The sequence below is a fragment of the Natronococcus sp. A-GB1 genome (assembly GCF_029688845.1).
Classification (GTDB): domain Archaea; phylum Halobacteriota; class Halobacteria; order Halobacteriales; family Natrialbaceae; genus Natronococcus.
In genome coordinates this window covers 1-18,491 of sequence record NZ_JARUKW010000027.1, presented here as the reverse complement: position 1 = coordinate 18,491, position 18,491 = coordinate 1, and the positions used below count along the sequence as shown (strand labels likewise).

The window sequence follows — 18,491 nt, the reverse complement described above, 5'->3', positions numbered from 1 at the left end:
CCGAGCAGCGGAACGAAGAGTACGACGATCGCCCGGCGAAACGCCGCTGGGTGTTGTTTTGCCGGGCGTTCTGTCTTCCGTCCATTACTCGTTGACTTTCGGGAGTCGATCGACGACGACGAGCAGTCGGCGCTCGAGTCGGACCGGCACGACGCCGCTCCCGTCCATGAGGTCGGCGAGTTCCTCGCCGGTCAGTGCGCCGGTCACGATCACCAACGTCGCGTACACCGCCGCGCCGAGTGGCGGCACGACGACGAGGGCCAGCAAGGCGGGCAGCACCGCCGCCACTGGGACGATCACGGCGGCGGTCGCGACGCTCGAGAGGAGGATCCGCCGCCAGCGCAGCCCCTCGAGGGGCCGGTAGCCCAGGTAGCGGGCGGCCAGCGACTGGAAGGCGACGAGGCTGCCGTATCCGATCGAGGTCGCGACCGCCGCGCCGACCATCCCGTACGGCGGGATCAGGACCAGGTTCAGCGCGAGATTGACGAGCGAACACGCGCCCGTCGCGGCCAGCAGGGGCCGCAGGGACCGCCGACCCTGGTTGATCGCCAGCGTCGGCCGGGCGACCGCGAATCCGAGCACGCCCGGAAGTAGCAACAGCAGCGGCGTGACCGACGGCTCGAACGCGGTTCCGAGATACAGCGGGACGAAGTCGGCGGCGAGCGCGGCGACGCCTACCGCGAGCAACGTCGTGAACAGGAAGACGTACCGTGTCGCTCGTCGGGCCTGCTGCTGGATGGCCTCGAGGTCGTCGCTGGCCCAGAGGTTCGAGATGCGCTGGAGGAGCACGAGCTGGACCGCCGTCGGTGCGAGCCAGAGGAACTCGGCAATCGAGAGTGCCCCCTTGTAGTAGCCGACGGTCTCGTCGGTCCACCAGTACTGCAGCAAGATCACGTCGACGTGGTACAACGAGTTCAGGAACAGAAAGAAGAGGATCGTGCTTCCGAGATATCCGACGATCCCGCGTTTGGGGAGGTCGACGCTCGGGGGCGAGAAAAGCGAGCGAAGCGGGAGCGACTGGGCGATGAAGACCAGCGCGAGCACGAACGCTGCCAAACTGGCGAGGATGTGGCCGAGGAGGACCCCTTCGACGCCGAACCCCGCGTAGACAAGTCCCAGCGCGACCGTGACGAACAGCGTCTTCTCGAGCACCTTCAGCGGCTCCGAGCGCGACTCGCGCTCGAGGCCCATCAGGGTCCGCAGGTTGTGGTATGCGAGCTGGCTGGCGACGGCGTACACCCCGAGGAGGTAAAACAGCGACGTGAACGGGTCGCCGAACGCCCGCGCGGCGAGTCCGGACCAGGCGGCGAGCCAGAAGGTGGCGCCGACGGCCAGCCCGAGGCCGAGCGCCGGCCGAAACACGTAGCCGTAGACGGCCGCCTGCCACGCGGGGTCCGATCGCTCGGAGATGTACTTCCGAACCGCGTCACTGGTGCCACCGATGACGACGATGTTGACGATCCCGAAGATCGAGAGCACGAGCGCGTACCGGCCGTACTCGGTCGGTCCGAGCAGCCGGACCAGCGCCGGGGTGAAGAGAAAGCCGGCGAGGACGACAAAGAGCTTCGAGGCGACGACGGATCGAACCGCCGACGAGAGCGAGTCAGCCATGCGGGCTCGGTCGAGTCGACGCTCGCGGCTCACTTAATCCGGGTGTGGATCGGTTCGCTGTCGGGTCTATCACGCGTTCCGATAGCTCTGGAGAAACCGTTCGCGGGCGTCGGTTCACTCGTCGTCCCGCGACGCCCGGAACCGTCGCCAGACCGTCCGGCCGAGGTTCAGCGCCGGCAGCGCGGGCGCGGGACGGCCCCGCTCCCAGAGCAACAGCGGGATCGGCCGGGCGCCGAAGTACTCCTTGAAGCTGAACACGCCGTTCCGGAAGTCGGGCGTCGAGCCGCGGAGTTCGTAGGTCTCGTACTCCCGGTCGATCGCCCACATGATCGCGTGCTCGTGGAGCAGTTCCGGCGCGTGGTACTCGAAGTGATCCTCGGTGACGGCCGTGTAGAGGTGCTGGAACGTCGCCTGCTCGTCGTCGGAAATGTAGAGGTACATTCCCCGCCTCGAGCCGTCGACCCTGAGCGAGAAGATCGTGATCCGGTCCTCGAGTCGCTCGAGTTCGGCCAGAAACGAGTACGGGAACGCCTCCATCCCGACGCGGTCCATCACCCTCGCGTAGTCGTCGTAAAACGTCGACAGCACCGCGGCCGTCACCGGCTCCTCGACGACCTCGAAGTCGGTTTCCCGCCCGCGCCTGATGCCGCGTCTGCGCTCGCTGTGCATTCCCTCGAGGATCGCGTCCCAGCCGCGGGTGAGATCGAGCGCGAACCGACACGAACGGACGGCGACGTCGTAGCCGCGCTCCCGAAGCGCGTTGTGGTAGCGGACGTACCCCTGATCGTAGGTCCGCAGTTGGTTGAACAGGATGCGTCCGTCGCAGCGATCCGCGACGCCGTCGAGCAGGAGTTCCAGCGAGCGCTCCTCGTCGGTCATCGCGATCGGCCCACCGTACCCCGGCTCGATCGACTTCAGCTGGGCGACCGGTCCGAGTGCGGTGACGAAGTTCGGAAGGGCAGCGATCGGGTTTCCCTTCTTCGAGACGAGCACGTGTCGCGGCTCGCGACCCAACCCTTCCTCGACCGCCCGGAGCCACTCGTACCGATGGAAGACGCATCCCAGCCCGGACTGTTCGACGACGTTGTTCCACTGGTTTCGGTTCACCGCGTCGATGGTGTCGATGTGTTCTACTTCGAGGGACATCTACGAGACCTCGTCGCGTACCGTTCTCCCACCGCCGCGCTCGAAGAAATAGCTTTGGAGCGTCCGCCGAACACGATCGGGTTACCCACCTCGAGCCGTGGCGCTCGTGTTCCGACCCTGGGGGAAACGGTAACTTGATCCGATAACTCAGCGGAGACGACGCGTCGATCCACCGGCTCTCACAGCACGGAAGTCAGGCGGTCGATCACCGCCGAGTGAAGCGCCGCAAGCGGCGGCTCGTCGGCCGCCGAGGAGACGACGGCGACACGGTCGGCCTCGGCGTACCCGTTCGCGAGGAACCGCACGTTGTCCTCGTTCTCGAGCAGTTCGTTGGTCGCGAACGCCGAGTCGCCCACGAGGACGACGGTACCGTCACCGACGTCCTCGACCGTCGCGACGGGGTAGGCCGACGGCGTGGCGTCTTCCCCGGGCGTCGCATCGGGGCCGTCGACGAGGTAGGTAGCATCGCTCGTCGTCGCGAGCACCGTCGCGCCGTACGGTTCGATCGCCGTTGCGTGGGAGAATCCTAGCCGGTCTACGTCCGCGGTCAGCGCGTGGTCTTCGACGCCCGTCGCGACGGGCATCGTCGGTCCGCGGTAGTAGTCGCGCTCGTCACGGAGTACCTCGCCGTCGAGTCGGGCCTCCGCGCCGACGGCCTCGAGGAAGGCGTTCGCCTCGGGTGACTCGTCGGTCACGACGAGCGTGCCGCCGTCCCGGACGAACGCCGCCGCGGTCGCAGCGTCCGCTTCGTCGGCCGCCGACGGGACGGTGATGGCGACGGTACCCTCGGGCTCGAGCGCGTCGTATCCGTCCGCGCTCGTGTACTCGACGGCGGGGTCGGACTCGACCTGCTGGCGGAGTTCGCTCGTCCCGTCATCACCGGGGTTGTACGGATCGTACGCGGCACTCGTGGTCGCGCCGGCCCAGGCCAGCGCGACGAGGACGACGACCCCGAAGACGACGAGCCCGAATCGCGCGCGATCGCTATCACCGTCCGCGCTCACGGGATCACCCCCGGCGCGACCAGTTGGATCGTGCGGACCGCGACGACGACTGCGGCACCGAGGAGACCGACCGCGGCGAGCTTGCGGGTCCGTCCCCGCCAGCGCGGCTCGGCGTCTGGAGACGCCAGCACCTCGTCGACGACGACGAATCCGAGGACGGCGAGCAGCACGTACGCACCGGCAGAGAACACCCCCAGCGCGACGAGGACGAGCAACGCTCCGAGCAGCCAGGCGAGTTGCAGACGGAGGTACCGACGGCGCCGCGGCGTTGGCATCGACGACCACCGATCACGGGCAATCGGGTAAATCTAGCAGTCGGTTTCGAACTCGAGGGCGTGCTAACACGAAATTACCGGGGTTCCGAACCGTTCCCGACCCGCTCGTCACGCAGTCGTCGAGTGCGACCGGAACCCCCACGAGCCGTGATCGCCGTCGCGATAGCTCGTTCGAGATGGTCCGGACAGCGATCGTCCACCCGTTCGTTGGATCCCACGCTGCCCTATCCTTGCTCGACGTAGTCGGTGGGTTCGAGGGGCGTCTCGAACAGGACGTCCTCCCGAGCGATAGTATCGGGCCCTCGTCGTCGGATAACGCGTCCTCGAAGGCCGATCTCTCGAGCGAAAGGAGGGCGCGCCGGTTCTGGAGACGAACGAGCGCGTCAGCGCGGGCGGCCGAGTGCGGTGCAGCCGACGATCAGCGAGAAGAGGCCGATCCCGACGCTGGCGAGAATCCACGAGGCAACCGCTCTTCGAGGCGTCCGGCGAGAAGCCGAGTTCACGATTAAAAACGGCCGAACGAAGGGGAAGAGGACCGCGAGGCTACGCGTGCAGCGCCACCGAACTCGAGTCGTAGACGCGATCGCGGTCCTCGAGTCCCTCGCGCGGGAGGTCCGCCTCGTCGACGTACGCCGAGAACTGGAGCGGCCGGTCCTCGAGTTCGCCTTCCCGGAGGAGGACGGCGTCGTAGTCGTCGAACATGGCGTCGCCGGCCCCGACGTCGATCACCGAACAGGTCGAGCCGTGTATCTCGCCCATATACCGACAGCTGATCCGGTCGGTGCCGACCTCGCCACGGTAGCCGTCGTCGATCGCCGCGAACGACTGGCGCTCGTCGTCGGCGAGGTAGAACGTGTAGAACGGCCGTTCGACGACCGGGTTGTCGGAGGCGGTGAAGTCGTTCGAGACCGCGGTGAAGCTAAACAGCGACAGGATCAACAGGAGCGCGAGCAGCGTCGCCAGTCCGCCGCGGCGGACGAGTTCGTACAGGCCGTAGCCGCCGGCCAGCGCGACGAACATGAAGCCGTAGTGACCGAATCGATCGACGTTCACGCCGGCGAGCGCGTCGAACAGGAGCAACGGGCCGGGAAAGACCAGCGGAACGAGTGCCACTGCCACGATTCCGACGGTTGCCGTGCGACGGGGGTGGAACCGGCCGGTGTCGGCACCGGGATCTTCGCCCCCATCGGCGACGACTGCTCCGTCCGTATCGGCGGTCCCGGGTGTCCGGCGCCGCTGTAACAGGAACAGAACGCCCAGAAGCAGGAAGAAGAGGGCGAACCCGTAGGGAACGTAGTTCGCGACCTCCGTCCATGGGCTCGCGATCACGCCTTCCGGGACTGCCGACTCCGTCGGCTCGAACAGGACCGCGTAGATCGTTCCGACGAGTCGCACGACGAGGAACTCCGCGGCGTACAGCCAATAGAGACTCATGAACAGGAACGAGACGGCGAATACGTAGGCGTCGACGATCGGTTCGGCCCGGGTGAGGACGCGCTCTGCAAGCGCAACGAGGACGAGGATCGCGAGTACGAACGGGATCGTCACGGGATGGATGACGACGATAGCCGCGACGAGGCCGACGGTCAGGAGCCGCACGCCCGGCGTCGGACGGCTCACGAGCGCGAGCAACAGCGCGAGGAAGAAGATCGACGCGACGCTGCGAGGGATCGAGTACATCCCGTAGAAGAGGTACAGCGGGAAGGAGATCGCCACCAGACTGGCGAGGAGGGCGTACTTCTCGTCCGGGTAGAGCCGTCGGGCGAGGCCGAACGTGAGTCCGACGCCCGCGGCGAAGACGCCGCCCGAGAGGAGGTACATCGCGGTGTGGGGCGCGATCCAGTTGCCGAAGACCAGCGAGGCAAACGCGGCGTAGACGTGCCACAGCTGGAACGCCTCGTAGCCCGGCAGGAGCATCGACGTTCGACCCGTTTCGACGATGGCGGTCGTCATCGAGATATGCGCCGTGAGGTCAGTGTGACCGACGAAGAACCCGTAGTTCAGCGTGACACTGTAGATCACGAGCAGGACGGTGGCCGCCAGATGATAGAGCGCGATCGCGCGACTGGCCCGACCCTGGGGCGTCGTCGCGATCAGGAGAAAAGCGAGGAGATAGAGGACAGTGACGCCCGCGTAGAACGCGTAAGGCCGGACGTCGGTGGCGACCAGTACCACCACGAGCGCGCCCACCGCGAGGTGAAAGAGCGTCGACGGGAGTCGCCAGTCGATCCGGACGGGCGCCGACCAGCCGCCGGTCTCGGTGCCGGTACGGACGCCGCGAGCGACGAGCGGCGCTGCGATCATCGGGACAGCGACGTACAGACCCAGAATCGACAGGTTGGGAAGGCCGAGGACCAACGGCACGGCGACACCCACCACGGCCGCTCCGACGAGCGCGACCGCGAGCAGTCGAGACGGCTCGAGGCCGGAAACGCTCACGGGTACCCCCCCTCTGTTTGGTCGCCCCGAACGGCACGACTCGGCCGGTCGGCTCGACGATTGCAGGCGGGTACCGACTTGAGTGTCGTCGTCGGGCGGTCCTGCATGGTCGAGGGTCCGCTATGCGAGCCACCGCGAAAAACGTTACAGCACGTTCAGCCGGTATGATCGGTTTTCGGAACTCCGGCCGCGAGCGACGATCGATCGCCGTGGTTTATGCCAAATCCGGCCTCGATACCTTCCGAGGCGGCCGTAAAGCCGAGGTAGATCGAGATTACCGCGACCGTCCCTGGACAACATCGCGCTTCCTCGGCACGACGGTATGAACGCTATAGGACGTGCCGAGCGTATACGGTGGTGATGGATCGGCGAACCGTTCTGAAGACGAGCGGAGCCGTTGCCGCAGCGGTACTCGTAGCGGGATGTCCGGCCGAGACGGAAGACTCCGACGAGCCGGACGAGGACGACGAGCCGCCCGAGGACGCGGCGGTCGAAGAGACCGAGGAGGAGCCAGCAGGATTCGAGGACTCGCTCGCCGATCACGTCGACGAGGACGAGACGGGGGCCGACGTCGTCCAGATCGACTACGACGAACTCGAGGAGCCGACCGACGTCTACCGGGTCTGGTCCGGGGACCCGACCGTGTTCTCGTTCGTCGACAATCACGTCTTCGAGGGCCAGACGGCGCTGCAGTGTGACATTCCGCGGGGCGAAAACAACGGTAGCAACGCTGCCTTCTGGTTCCCGGCGAACGGATACGGCCAGCCGCTCGACGTCCGCCAGCGAGCGATGGTCCGGCTGAGCGAGAACTGGACGATGGAGGCGGGCGACGTTTGTCGGTTCTGGTGTCTCGGGCTGAATACGGAGGCAGGAACGCAGGGATCGGGCAGTCGTGGCACCCCATCCGGGACCGACGGCTGGTCGAGCATGCTGGCGATCACGAACCGGGAAAGTCGGTCGAGCGACGAGTACAAACTGGCGGCGTACACCTACCACATGGATCAGTTGTGGGTGAGCGGCGAGTTCGAACTGACGGACGCGCAGGTGCCGACCGGCGAGTGGTTTGCGCTCGAGACCGAGGTCGCGATGAACTCGATCGAGGACGGCGAGGCGGTTCACGACGGCGAGGTCCGCTGCTGGATCGACGGCGCCCTCGCCTACGAACGGACCGATTTCCGCTGGACGACGATCGAGGAGCAGGCCGTCGAGTACGCTGGGCCGTTAGTACGCTACGGGGGCGGCGAGACGGCGCCGACGGATCTCTCGGTCCACTACGACGGTCACGAACTGCTCGCCGAAGGAATCCCGGAGATCCCGCCGTACGATCAGCATCCGTACTTCGAGGATCCCGCGAACATGGACGCCTACGACGGTCGAGTGACCTACGCCAACGGCGACGAGCGGGCGGCGTATCGCCTCCACGTCGACGGCCACGTCGTCCACACCGACTGGAGCAATGCGGACGGCCACCAGGCGACCTACAACGCGACCGTCGAGATCACGCCCGCCGAGGAGTCCGAGAGCGGGTACGCGACGGCCGAGGCGACGGCCGAACCCGAGACCGTCGACGGCTACCTCTTCGACGGCGAGGTCGTCGCCCTCGAGGCCGATCCCCCGCCCGACGAGGTGTGGGTCGGCGGCGACGAGGTCGATCCCGACGACTACTCCGACGAGCCTAGCGACGCGTAAACGCGACCGCCTCGCGGTCGCCGGATAGATTTGCGTCGGTGTACCCGGCCGGGAGTCGCTCGAGGATTGCGCTCGGTGGCGTCAGCCACGCCCGGAGGTCCGAGCGATCGACGTTCCAGCGAACTCCCGGCCTCGCGACCGCGCGCACGCACTCGAGCAGTCGCTCCTCCTCCCGGTTTCGCGCGTAGTAGTACAGCTCCCGCAGCGGGAACGTCATCTCTCCGGTCGCCTCGGGCGGACGATCGGGCAGTCGGTCCTCGAGCCCCAGCGTCGTCGCGACCAGCCGCGAGGCGAACCGGTAGCCGTGGCCGCTGGCCAGCGCGTAGGACGCCCAGAACTTCGGGTTGATCTCCATGAGGACGAGTTCGCCGTCCGCGCGGCGCTTGCACTCGACGAGGGCGACGCCGTCCCACTCGAGCGCTCGGAGCAGGTCGCTCGCCGCGGTCTCGAGATCGGGGTCCTGACGCAGCCGGAGGTGCGTGCCGCTCCCACCGCGGCGGGGGACCGAGCGCAGCTCCTCGTGAGCCATCCGCAGTTCGATCTCTCCGTTTCGACAGAACAGTCCGCAGCCGTAGGTCACACTCGAGCCGTCGATCGACTCTTGGACGAGGACCTCGCCAGTCGGGGATACGTTCTGGAGTCGATCGTAAACATTCCAGAACCGCGCGGGATCGACGACGCGGGCGGTCGTCTCGTGGCCGCCACCGGCCTCCCGACGCGCTTTGCAAAACAGCGGGAACTCGAGGGTCTCGAGCGCGCCCCGCTCCCGTCCCTCGGCGTCGAGCGTCTCGACGAGACTCGAGTAGTCGGCCGGAACGCCGATCCCGACCCGTTTGGCCAGCGCCATCGTCGCCGTCTTGTCGGCGGCGGTCTCGAAGGCGTCGGGATCGGGGAGACACACCGCTGTCGGGGCAGGGAGTTCGTCGCGGGCGGACTCAAGCGCTGCGGCCGACTCGTATCCGACTGGAAGTACGAGTTGTGGGCGGGTCGCCTCGAGGACGGCCCACAGCGCCTCGAGGTAGTCCGGATCGTCCGGTGAGGGGATCTTCACTGCGACGTCACAGTACCGCGAGCGGCAGAGACGGGTGTGCCGCGAGCTCCCGGCGCCGACGATCGTCGCCTCGAGGTCCCTCGAGAGTTCGCCGGCGATCGTCAGCGAGGTCGGATAGTCTCCGTCGAGGACCAGCACTCGCGGCCCCGGTGGCATAGACCGAGAGCGACGGCCACAGGCAAAGTGACCCCGATCGTCACGGCTGCGATCGGCGGGTAATTGCGTCTTTCTCGCCGTCGCCGGTTCGACGAGCGGCCGCGGATACGTGTCTCGCCACGTCTAACTTGCGATTGATCGCGGTGAACCACGTGTTGCTCAGTGTAACAGACGATTGGGACCGGAGTATATACGCCGTCGGATCCGGTCAAACGTAACACAGGATCCGGCCAGTCAGAATCAGTTTCGGATTTTATTACAGTCTCCAGAAAGGGAAAATTGATAACCGTTGTTCCCCGTTTCCCGACCGCATGGAACGACAGCATCCGGCTCAAGACCGAACCGACGAGACGCGTAACAACGGATTTCGCGGGAGTAACGGGGATGTTCTCGGCCGGCGATCGTACCTCGGCCTCGCGGGCGGGACGCTGGCCGCGCTCGGCGTCGGTACCGGCGCGGGCGCGAGCAGGACCGCGGCAGCCGAGACCGACTCCGCGGTGATCGACGTCGACTACGACGAGTACGCGAGTCCGGAGGACGTGTACGACGTCAACGACGTCCGGGGGTCGCACGAACCGGAGTTCGTCGCGGATCGGGGAACGCGAAACGACCACTCGCTGCGCACGGAGTTCACCGGCGACTCGAAGATCGCGAACTGCGAGTACCGCCTCCCCGACCACGTCGGCGAGCAGCAGGAGGTGCTCTACACGCGCTTTACGGTCTATCCCGAGGGGTTCGACCTGGGCGCCGACGATACGGTCCGGATGTTCTGGGCGCCGCTGACCAACGGCGACGGCTCCTCGGGGGGTGGCGCGGCCGACGGGCAGAACGGCTGGTCGAACGCGATCGGGTTCGCCAACCGGAACGACTCGCCCGCGCCGGAGGGGTACAAGTTCTTCTCGTACGCCTATCACATGGACGGCACGGGCGACTTCCAGATGACCGACGCCGTCGTGGAGATAGACGAGTGGAACGAGATCGAGTGTTACATCGAGACCAACTCCTACGACGGCGGGACCGCCGAGGCCGACGGGACGATGCGGTACTGGGTCAACGGTGAGCTCGCCTTCGAGGACACCTCGATGCGCTTTACGGCGAGCGACGACAACCGCATCGAGGCTGTCGGTCCGCTCGGCTACATCGTCGGCAGCGGCGGCGGGGCGCTCTACTACGGCGAACACCAGCTCGGCCTCGGAATGGGCCGTGAGGAAGCTCGGCGGGAGCTCGACCTCTAGACGACCAGCGAGCCCGCCAGCCCGAGCAGCGCCACGCCGAGCGCGAACTTGAGCCGGCCCGGCTCGGTCCGGTGGGCGACCCACCAGCCGATCACGAGCCCGACGGCGACGAAGCCGATGGTGTCCCAGCCGCCCCGCTCGAGTTCGACGCGGGGCTCGAGGTCGTGGTACTCCCGGTAGACGATCGTGGCGCCGACGACGGCGAGCAGCCCTGCGAGGAGGAGGCCGTACAGCGCCCGCGAGAGGGAGGCGTTGGCCTGTACGCCCACCCAGGTGCCCGCCGCGGCGGCCGCGCTGACGACGACCGCAATCCACCAGTCGATCTCGCCGGAGCGCGCGTAGACGAGGCTGCCGAGCACCGCGCCGATCGTGAAGACGGCGCTCGAGGTTCCCGCGACCTCGGCGCTCGAGAGCGACGTCGTGAGGTAGAGCCCGGTGACGATGAGGATCCCGCCAGGGCCGATCGTGGCGACGACGATTCCGCCGAGGAAGGCCAGGGCGACCAGCGCGACCAGCACTTCGGTAGCGACGACCACGTGTCTCGGTCGGCCGTACTCGGTAGATCGGGGAAGGGGTTCGCCTTGCTTGACAACAGTCGGCCGAGGGTATGTACGGGCAGCTCCGGTGGCAACGGAACGGCCAGCCTAGTAGAACAGCGCCGGCAGCGCGAGCGCGACGCCGTTCGTCCAGCCGAAGCCGAACTGCAGCGGGTACTCCCCGCCTCCGCCGGCGCCGGAACTGGTGCTGTCGGTGACGTCGTACTTCTCGAGCATCAGTCCGCTGCGATCGAAGACGTCGCGGTTGAGGTCCAGCCACCGGCCGGCGATCGTCTCCGCCAGCTCGTCGTAGCCGTACTGGCGAAGGCCCACGACAGCCATCCAGTGCAGCGGCGCCCACCCGTTCGGGTAGTCCCACTGCTCGCCTGACTCGGCCAGCGTCGTCACCAGCCCGCCCGAGTGGAGAAAGTGCTCCTCGAGGTGGGCCGCGACCGCGGCCGCCTGCTGATCCGTCGCCAGCCCGCAAAACAGCGGGACGACGGCCGCCAGCGACCAGCTGTCGGTTCGTCGCTCCCCGGTCCAGCAGTAGTCGAAATAAAAGCCCGCCTCGTCGTCCCAGCAGTAGGTGTCGATCGCCCGGCGTCGCTCGTATGCGGCTCGAGCGTAGCGGTCGGCTCGATCGGGGTTGCCGGCACCTCGCTCCCACCGCGCGAGCTTGTCCTCCATCGCGTAACACAGCGCGTTCAGATCGACCGGGAGCAGCTCCGTCGTCCGGATCGACGTCAGGTCGTCATCTGCGAGCCAGCGGCTGCTGAAGTCCCAGCCCGACTCGCAGGCGGCCCGGACATCCCGGTAGAGCCGTCTGCCCTCCCGATCGGCCTCCTCTGCGAGGGCGACGTCCTCCCGGTAGGACTCCTCGCGCGGAGCGGCGCGGTCGTCCCAGTACCGGTTGAGCACCCCCTCGTCGGTCCGAACGACGCGGCGGGTCCCCCGGTCGTCTGCCGTCGCGGTCTCCGTGCCGTCCATCCAGAACTCGTGTTCGCGTCGCAGCGCCGGAAGGTAGGGCTCGATCGACTCGAGCCCGCGCTCGCTCTTGAGGATATCGAGCAGGTGACAGAACATCGGCGGGTTCGATCGGCTCGAGTAGTAGAGGCGATTCCCGTTGGGAACGCAGCCGTACTCCTCGATGAGCGCCGCGTTGTTCTCGGCGAGTTCGTCGATGAGGTCGATCCGGCCCGTCACGGCGAGTCCGGTCGCGGCGAAGTACGTATCCCAGTAGTAGCTCTCCCGGAACCGCCCACCGGGGATCACGTACCGGCCTGGCACCGAGAGCAGCGTGCTCCACTCGGGTTCCTCGCTCGGGCGTCTGATGAGGTGTGTCCACAGCTCGTCGATGTAGCGCTCCATCGAGACCGTCGAGGGGTCGGCGGCGGTGACGGGATCCTCCGGGTGCCTGAAGCTGTCGGCGACGAACGCCTCGAGGTCGAACTCCGGTTCGGTTCGTTCGCGCTCGAAGCGGTCCCTGATCGCCTCGACTTCGCCCTCGGGAATCGTATCGACGAACGCCTTCGAGTCGTCGAACGTCTCCGAGAGCTGCACCCGCTCGAAGAGCTCGCCGGCGAGCTGGGGATATGACGCGAACGATGACATGTTTGCTACTATTGTAGTAACTCGTTTCAATCTGTCGTGTTCCGCTCGGATATATATCTGCCCGTCAGTGCGGTGCCGTTCGAGCGAGCGACGTCACTACCTCGAGGGACGCTTTCCTCGCGTCGTCCCTGCCGAAATCCCGGAACGATCGGCGACGACACCGGCGTTTCGCTCGACGTTCGGTGACAGGGCCGATTACTGCGGTGACTGGGCCGGTTACTGCTGTGATGACGCCTCCCGTCGGGCCTCGAGCAGTTCGTAACACTCCCGGCAGGGGCCGATCCAGGCCCCCATCGCCTTCGCCTCGCGGATCAGCCGCTCGTAGAGCGTGCGGTAGCCCGGAAACTCGTCCTCGTTCATGTACCGGGGATGCCAGAGTACGGTCATCACAGCACCGTGGTCGTGGGCCTCCTCCAGTAGCCGTCGACACTCCCGCCAGGCCCACTCGAGGGAGGGCGCCGAGGGGAGCAGCGCCCGCTCCATCAGCGTCAGCGGGAAGACGACGAACGAGTCGTCGAACGGCCGGAGCACGTCGTAGCGCCCGTCGAACCCGTAGCGAGTACTCGAGCCGTAGCTGGCGTCGTATCGGAGCCCGATCGCGCGGTGGTGTTGCCAGGTGCGGCGTCCGACGAGATTCAGGTAGTGCTGGCGGCCGCCGACCACGTTCCCCTCGAGGATCCCCTCGACTGTCCGCTTCTCGGCTCGCAGCCGCTCCCGGTCGTTCGCTGACTCGTAGGAGCCGTGCAGCCCGACCTCCCAGCCGCCGCGCTCGAGGGTTCGGAAGACTTCAACGAGCTCCGGATTCGTGGGGTCGTACCGCCCCGCATAGAGCGTCCAGCTCTCCGGCTGGAGCCACTCCCGGAGCGGCCGATCGCGCAGCAGCGACTGCTCGTCGAGGACGTACCACGACGAGCGGACGTCGAGTTCGTCCTCGAGGGCCATCAACTCCTCGAACTGCCAGTACGGTCGCTCGCCAGTAACGAGAGAGCGCAGGTGCGAGGGGTCGCGCTCCAGGACGGCGTAGTACGGCGCCTGGTAGGTCTTGTACACCCGATCGACGTCGTGAGTGAGACAGAGCGCGAACTCTCCCGGAACGGCCGTGTCGGTCACCGCTGGACCACCTCCGGGACAACCGTTTCAGTCATCGTCGGACCACTTCCGGAACGACTGGTGCTGCCGGCTCCCTCGAGCGCCGGTCCCGGACGGCGTCCTCGACGGCGCCCACGATAACGTCGGTCGTGTCGACCGTCTCCTCAAGGACTCGTCGTCGTCGACGCGTCCAGGTCGACTCGCGGATCCGAAGCAGCTCCTGCGCGTGCGCGAGAACCTCGACCGGACGAACGTCCGCAGAGAGCCACCGCAGCAGCCGGTACCGCCCCTCGAGTTCCTCAAGGACGCCTGCTCGAAGCCCCGAAACGTAAAGCGCGGGCGTCCCGAGCAGCGCGCTCTCGATCGCCATCGTCGCGCCCTCGCCGAGGAACAGATCGGCTCGAGCGAGCAGGTCGTGAATCCGATCGGGAGCGATTGCGAGCCGACGGGTCTCGAGCGTTGGCGGTAGCCGTCCCTCGGCGGTGACGCGAACCGTCGCACCGAAGCGCTCGAGGCCGGCGATCACTCGCTCGAGGTCGGCCAGCCCGCTCCGACCGACGTCGTGGGCGGCCGTCCAGGAGACGAGCCGGACCACGACGAGCGGCCCTCCGTCGCCGACCCCGGCCAGCCCCGCAGGGTCGGGAGCGAACCGATCTGGGTGAAGGTACGCCAGCTCGTGGTAGCCGGGGTATCGGCGGTGGTGGGCGCCGTACTCGTCCCAGAACGCCGTCGGCGTGTAGAGTCGATCAGCAAGTGGAAGCGAGATAGCATTTTGCAGCGCCGCGTGCTCGGTGTCGGTAAACAGGATCCCCTTGCAGTCGGCGAAGGTGCCCGCGTGGGCGACCGCTGGCTCGCCGATCCCCACGATCGCGGCGGGCTCGAGACGGCGAACGCGGCGAAGGATCTCGTACTCGTATCGGGGCTGGACCGAGAGCAGTTTCAGCGGGGACCCCGCGGGGCCGGCGATCCGTCGATGGTCGATGCCGTAGCGCTCGAGCAGCTCGCGAGCCGGCTTGCGCTCCCGGACGAGGACCCGAACGTCGTACCCTCGCTCGCGTAGCTCCACGATCGCGTGTCTGAAGAAGTGAACGTGGGCGGGGTGTTGGATCGTGACGATGACGCGCTCGCTCATTTGCGCACCTCCAGGTACGCGTTCAGGCGCTTCTCGAGGCGAGCCGCGAGCGCCAGTAGCGCCGTCCCCGCGATTGCCAGGAACGCAGCGCGTCCGAGGGCGACCGAACCCCGACCGCCAGCGCGCGACCGGCGACCGAGAACCCACCGTACCCCCTCGAGGGCGCTCCCGCCGAGGGCGAACGCGCCGAGCGCGTACGACAGCGAGACGGGGTGGCGCTCCCGGAGCGGGTACCGCCTCGCGAGTCGCCGGACGAATGTGCGAACGAGCAGCGCCGACACCGTCGGCACGTACGTGGCGTACGCGATCGACGACTCCTCGTCGCCGTACCGTGCGGGGATCGGGACGTCGGCGACGCGCAGCCCCGCGGCGTTACACCGGGCGAGCAGGTCGTTGGGGTAGCCGTACCGATCGTAGACCGCGTCGAGGTCGAGCGCGTCGAGCGCGCGCCGGGAGATCGCAGCGTACCCGTTCTGTGGGTCGCCGATCCGCCAGTACCCCGAGGCGATTCGAGTTAGGAGGGTCAGGATCGCGTTCCCGACCAGCCGGAACCGGGGCATCTCTGCCCTGTAGGCACCGTCGGTCAGTCGGTTCCCCTTCGCGTAGTCGGCCTCGCCGTCGACGATCGGGTCCAGCAGCGCGGGCAGGTACGCGGGATCCATCTGACCGTCCCCGGCCATCACCGCAGTCACGTCGATGCCGTCGGCGACCGCCCGGCGGTACCCCGTCGTGATCGCGGCGCCGACGCCGCGGTTTCGCCCGTGACGGATCGGAACGATACGCCGCTCGAACGCCGCGTCGTTGGCGACGAGCGCGCCCCGGCCGCGGTCGGCCGCCGCGTCGCGGTTGAGTCGGGTCGCGCGATCGGTGATCTCGAGCCAGGTACGATCCCTCGAGCGATCGTCGACCGCGTAGACGCGATCGACGTAGTCGGGGATCGTCTCGAGAACCTCGCCGACGAACCCCGCCTCGTTGTACGCCGGGACGACGACACCGATCGTTCGTCCGCCGTACATCAGTTCGACCCTCGCCGGTTCGGTCGCCGCGACCGATCGCGCGTCCGCAAGTCAGTCATGGAGCACCCCCAGATCGGCTCGCGGTCGTTCGGAAGGCTTCCGTGCCTCGATACGCCGTGCGATCTCGAGGGCGGCGAGCCCGTCGTCGATCGTCACCTCGGGGGTCGACCCCGTCCGGACGGTCTCGAGAAACGATGCGAGTTCGTTTCGCAGGGGTTCGTCGTTCGGAACCCGTACCCGTTCGATCAGGCTCTCGTGTCTGAACCGGACCCCCTCCGCGCGTTCGACGTACTCGGGGACCGACCGCCGATGGATCTCGACTGACTGCTCGAGGTAGTCGACCACGACGAGACACTCCTCGGCGGTGATCTCGAGGGTGCGAACCTTTCGCTGGGTCAGCCGGCTCGCGGTCAGCGACGCCATCGCCTCGGGAAACTCGAGAAGGGCGCCCGCGTGGCGGTTTCCGGCGACGCCACAGCCGGCGACGTCGACGGGCTCCTCGCCGAGCAAGGCGAGGACGACGTCGATGTCGTGGATCATCAGGTCGAGAACGGCGCTGTCCTCGATTCGTCGGGCAGGCGGTGGGCCGAGCCGACTGGCAGTGAGGGCGACAATCGACAGCTCCTCGACGATCTCGGCGAGCGTTTCGACGGCCGGGTTGAACCGCTCGACGTGACCAACCTGAACCGGGACGCCCGCCGCGTCGGCTCTCGCGAGGAGGTCCCGGCCGGTTTCGGGGTCGGCGACGACCGGTTTCTCGACGAGTACCGGGACGCCGGCGTCGAGACAGGTCGTCGCGACCGAGTGGTGATGGGCCGTCGGAACCGCAACCGAGACGGCGTCGACCCGCTCGAGTAAGGCCTCGAGACCCATCGCAGCTGTTCCGTGGCGCTCGGCGATGGCCTTCGCTCGCTCGGCGTCGACGTCGAAGACGCCGACGAGGGTCGCCTCCTCGAGGTCGTCGTACACCCGGGCATGGTGTTGACCCATCGTCCCGACGCCGATCACGCCGACGGCGAGCGGGCGTTCAGGCGTCATCGGACGCGATCACCTCCGTCACGTGGTCGAAGTCGGCCTCCGAACACATTTGATAGGCGGACAGTGAAACCGCCGACCCGTCGTGGATACGTCGATGGACGTCCGAACTGCATCCGGTCGGCCCCCGCCGGAGCGTTCGTTCACGGGTCGACGCGAAACGCCCGGTCCGGCACCGATCGCCGTCAGCGACACCGTCACGGACGTCCGTTCCTGGTCCGATGACCGGATCGACCTCGATCCTCGACTGCCGGGAGCCGATTCGGTACACGTAGCCGATCGTCCCGGTGGGCGACGCTCGCTTGCTCCGTGGTCCCTCGCTCATGTTCTCTCACCATGGGCAGAGGGTTTCAAAAGCCGAAACGATCGTTCCGGGCGTTAACACGCTCGATTCAGGCACAACGAGTCACTGTGTTCCGGTCACCGACGTGGTGTTGCTCACCGAGCGAGGAGCCCGTAGTCGGCGACCGGTCGAAGACGGTCGCACGTCGTTCCGCCGACGCGGGATCTCGGTCTCGGCCCGAAAACCGACGATCGGTATCGAAGAGGCGGCCGCAGCCGATCCTGTCGGCAGATCGATCATCGACGGTCAGATTTCGAATCTTGGTATTACTCCCGCTGGAGAGGTCAGAACTCGACGTCTCGAGACCACAGCGGAACCGCAACGGCCCCGACGACTCGACCGACTCGGCCGGCCGGTGCAGTCGTTCCTCGATCACGCCGTTCGGCGGATAGTGAGTGTCAGTCGGTCGAAACCGTTGCTGCGGACGATCACAGACGACGCACACGCACGGTCGAAAGTAGAGAGGGCGCAGCGTTCAGCGGTCTGGTGCTCACGGGGTCCGCCGGTTCGGCTGCCGTAGCTCCCGGCGGGACGATAGTGGTGTACGGCTATCGGCAGTCACCACTCGAGTGCGAGCGATCACCGGTTCGTCGCTCTCGATCGGGACGGCCATCCTATCGGTGATCGAGGTCTCGGGCTCGAGGACGGGCGATGATTCGGCGCCGCCGGGCACGTGGTACTCCCGCTCGTCGCAGACGGATCGCGGCGAGCTGTCGGTACTCGGAACCGTCGTCGAAACCGCGTCGGTCACACTCTATTACCGGAACGGTTGCAGCACAATTTGTCGTTTGAGCATACAGATATCATATTTGTACTATGCGTTGCAATAGCATCAATCATGATACGCCGTGACGCGTGTTCGTGGTTGAAATCCAAACTGTATTCAAAAATGATATTTTATTCGCCTTTCCCGATGAAATACGCCTCCGATCTCCGACGGACTCGCTCACTTCCGTCAGCAGTCGAGAACAGAAAGTTGGCTCAGTGGCCGAATCGTCCTCTGGGACGGGCTTCTTTGGCGTCGGTACACTGTTCGTCCACTCCGTGCACTAGCCTGTTTCCGTTTCGTCCGCCGTACAGTATACTAGTCGGTCCGATGAAACTCTAGAGATCTTTCCTAGAA

The 18,491-nt window shown here is 66.8% G+C and carries 16 protein-coding genes; 2 read left to right on the top strand and 14 right to left on the bottom strand.

What is annotated here, in order from left to right; all coding sequences use genetic code 11:
* Positions 1 to 84: 84 nt before the first annotated feature.
* The 5 genes from QA600_RS21060 to QA600_RS21040 all read right to left on the bottom strand — a co-directional run bounded on the left by QA600_RS21060 (position 85) and on the right by QA600_RS21040 (position 6,475).
* Positions 85 to 1,611 carry a polysaccharide biosynthesis C-terminal domain-containing protein gene (locus tag QA600_RS21060; RefSeq protein WP_278293896.1) on the bottom strand — a complete coding sequence of 509 codons (1,527 nt, stop codon included), beginning with the start codon at positions 1,609 to 1,611 and terminating at the stop codon, positions 85 to 87.
* A 114-nt stretch (positions 1,612 to 1,725) separates the two neighbouring features.
* On the bottom strand, positions 1,726 to 2,757 hold the full coding sequence (locus tag QA600_RS21055; protein ID WP_278293895.1) for a GNAT family N-acetyltransferase: 1,032 nt from the start codon (positions 2,755 to 2,757) through the stop codon (positions 1,726 to 1,728).
* Between the two features lie 179 nt (positions 2,758 to 2,936).
* Entirely contained in the window at positions 2,937 to 3,761 is an 825-nt protein-coding gene (locus tag QA600_RS21050) for a DUF4350 domain-containing protein (RefSeq protein ID WP_278293894.1), read from the bottom strand.
* On the bottom strand, positions 3,758 to 4,036 hold the full coding sequence (locus tag QA600_RS21045) for a hypothetical protein (protein ID WP_278293893.1): 279 nt from the start codon (positions 4,034 to 4,036) through the stop codon (positions 3,758 to 3,760). Before QA600_RS21045 ends, QA600_RS21050 begins: the two co-directional genes overlap by 4 nt.
* 543 nt (positions 4,037 to 4,579) lie before the next feature.
* Positions 4,580 to 6,475, bottom strand: a complete 1,896-nt coding sequence (locus tag QA600_RS21040) for a hypothetical protein (RefSeq protein ID WP_278293892.1) — start codon at positions 6,473 to 6,475, stop codon at positions 4,580 to 4,582.
* Positions 6,476 to 6,835: 360 nt separating this feature from the next.
* Here QA600_RS21040 and QA600_RS21035 point away from each other — a divergent pair, with 360 nt between their 5' ends.
* Entirely contained in the window at positions 6,836 to 8,164 is a 1,329-nt protein-coding gene (locus QA600_RS21035; protein ID WP_278293891.1) for a twin-arginine translocation signal domain-containing protein, read from the top strand.
* On the opposite strand, the gene QA600_RS21030 is transcribed toward QA600_RS21035, so the two are convergent.
* Positions 8,151 to 9,371 carry an ATP-dependent carboxylate-amine ligase gene (locus tag QA600_RS21030; protein WP_278293890.1) on the bottom strand — a complete coding sequence of 407 codons (1,221 nt, stop codon included), beginning with the start codon at positions 9,369 to 9,371 and terminating at the stop codon, positions 8,151 to 8,153. The two genes, QA600_RS21035 and QA600_RS21030, sit on opposite strands and share 14 nt — an antisense overlap.
* Positions 9,372 to 9,682: 311 nt before the next feature.
* Between QA600_RS21030 and QA600_RS21025 the strand changes: the two genes are divergently transcribed.
* Positions 9,683 to 10,606 (top strand): hypothetical protein, encoded by a 924-nt coding sequence (locus QA600_RS21025; RefSeq protein WP_278293889.1) that lies wholly within the window; start codon positions 9,683 to 9,685, stop codon positions 10,604 to 10,606.
* Here QA600_RS21025 and QA600_RS21020 read toward each other — a convergent pair.
* The 8 genes from QA600_RS21020 to QA600_RS20985 form a co-directional block, all read right to left on the bottom strand.
* Complete coding sequence (locus QA600_RS21020; protein ID WP_278293888.1) at positions 10,603 to 11,142, bottom strand: TSUP family transporter; 540 nt, start codon at positions 11,140 to 11,142, stop codon at positions 10,603 to 10,605. The genes QA600_RS21025 and QA600_RS21020 overlap by 4 nt on opposite strands.
* Before the next feature lie 108 nt (positions 11,143 to 11,250).
* Entirely contained in the window at positions 11,251 to 12,753 is a 1,503-nt protein-coding gene (treF, locus tag QA600_RS21015; protein ID WP_278293887.1) for an alpha,alpha-trehalase TreF, read from the bottom strand.
* 216 nt (positions 12,754 to 12,969) lie between these two features.
* On the bottom strand, positions 12,970 to 13,863 hold the full coding sequence (locus QA600_RS21010) for a polysaccharide deacetylase family protein (RefSeq protein WP_278293886.1): 894 nt from the start codon (positions 13,861 to 13,863) through the stop codon (positions 12,970 to 12,972).
* 31 nt (positions 13,864 to 13,894) lie between these two features.
* Positions 13,895 to 14,974, bottom strand: coding sequence for a DUF354 domain-containing protein (locus tag QA600_RS21005; RefSeq protein WP_278293885.1), 1,080 nt, complete (start codon positions 14,972 to 14,974; stop codon positions 13,895 to 13,897).
* Entirely contained in the window at positions 14,971 to 15,990 is a 1,020-nt protein-coding gene (locus tag QA600_RS21000; RefSeq protein ID WP_278293884.1) for a glycosyltransferase family 2 protein, read from the bottom strand. The genes QA600_RS21005 and QA600_RS21000 overlap by 4 nt, the downstream gene beginning before the upstream one ends.
* 51 nt (positions 15,991 to 16,041) lie before the next feature.
* Positions 16,042 to 17,028 (bottom strand): Gfo/Idh/MocA family oxidoreductase, encoded by a 987-nt coding sequence (locus tag QA600_RS20995; protein WP_278293883.1) that lies wholly within the window; start codon positions 17,026 to 17,028, stop codon positions 16,042 to 16,044.
* Positions 17,018 to 17,350, bottom strand: coding sequence for a hypothetical protein (locus QA600_RS20990; protein ID WP_278293882.1), 333 nt, complete (start codon positions 17,348 to 17,350; stop codon positions 17,018 to 17,020). Before QA600_RS20990 ends, QA600_RS20995 begins: the two co-directional genes overlap by 11 nt.
* A gap of 508 nt (positions 17,351 to 17,858) precedes the next feature.
* Positions 17,859 to 18,119 carry a hypothetical protein gene (locus QA600_RS20985; RefSeq protein ID WP_278293881.1) on the bottom strand — a complete coding sequence of 87 codons (261 nt, stop codon included), beginning with the start codon at positions 18,117 to 18,119 and terminating at the stop codon, positions 17,859 to 17,861.
* Between the last annotated feature and the right edge of the window lie 372 nt (positions 18,120 to 18,491).

What these genes read in the sequence shown, in the direction of transcription:
- QA600_RS20990 (WP_278293882.1), bottom strand. Translation starts at nt 17,350, where the DNA reads ATGAGCGAGGGACCACGGAGCAAGCGAGCGTCGCCCACCGGGACGATC.
- QA600_RS21025 (WP_278293889.1), top strand. Translation starts at nt 9,683, where the DNA reads ATGGAACGACAGCATCCGGCTCAAGACCGAACCGACGAGACGCGTAAC.
- QA600_RS21030 (WP_278293890.1), bottom strand. Translation starts at nt 9,371, where the DNA reads ATGCCACCGGGGCCGCGAGTGCTGGTCCTCGACGGAGACTATCCGACC.
- QA600_RS20995 (WP_278293883.1), bottom strand. Translation starts at nt 17,028, where the DNA reads ATGACGCCTGAACGCCCGCTCGCCGTCGGCGTGATCGGCGTCGGGACG.
- QA600_RS21060 (WP_278293896.1), bottom strand. Translation starts at nt 1,611, where the DNA reads ATGGCTGACTCGCTCTCGTCGGCGGTTCGATCCGTCGTCGCCTCGAAG.
- QA600_RS21045 (WP_278293893.1), bottom strand. Translation starts at nt 4,036, where the DNA reads ATGCCAACGCCGCGGCGCCGTCGGTACCTCCGTCTGCAACTCGCCTGG.
- QA600_RS21005 (WP_278293885.1), bottom strand. Translation starts at nt 14,974, where the DNA reads ATGAGCGAGCGCGTCATCGTCACGATCCAACACCCCGCCCACGTTCAC.
- QA600_RS21055 (WP_278293895.1), bottom strand. Translation starts at nt 2,757, where the DNA reads ATGTCCCTCGAAGTAGAACACATCGACACCATCGACGCGGTGAACCGA.
- QA600_RS21035 (WP_278293891.1), top strand. Translation starts at nt 6,836, where the DNA reads ATGGATCGGCGAACCGTTCTGAAGACGAGCGGAGCCGTTGCCGCAGCG.
- treF (WP_278293887.1), bottom strand. Translation starts at nt 12,753, where the DNA reads ATGTCATCGTTCGCGTCATATCCCCAGCTCGCCGGCGAGCTCTTCGAG.
- QA600_RS21000 (WP_278293884.1), bottom strand. Translation starts at nt 15,990, where the DNA reads ATGTACGGCGGACGAACGATCGGTGTCGTCGTCCCGGCGTACAACGAG.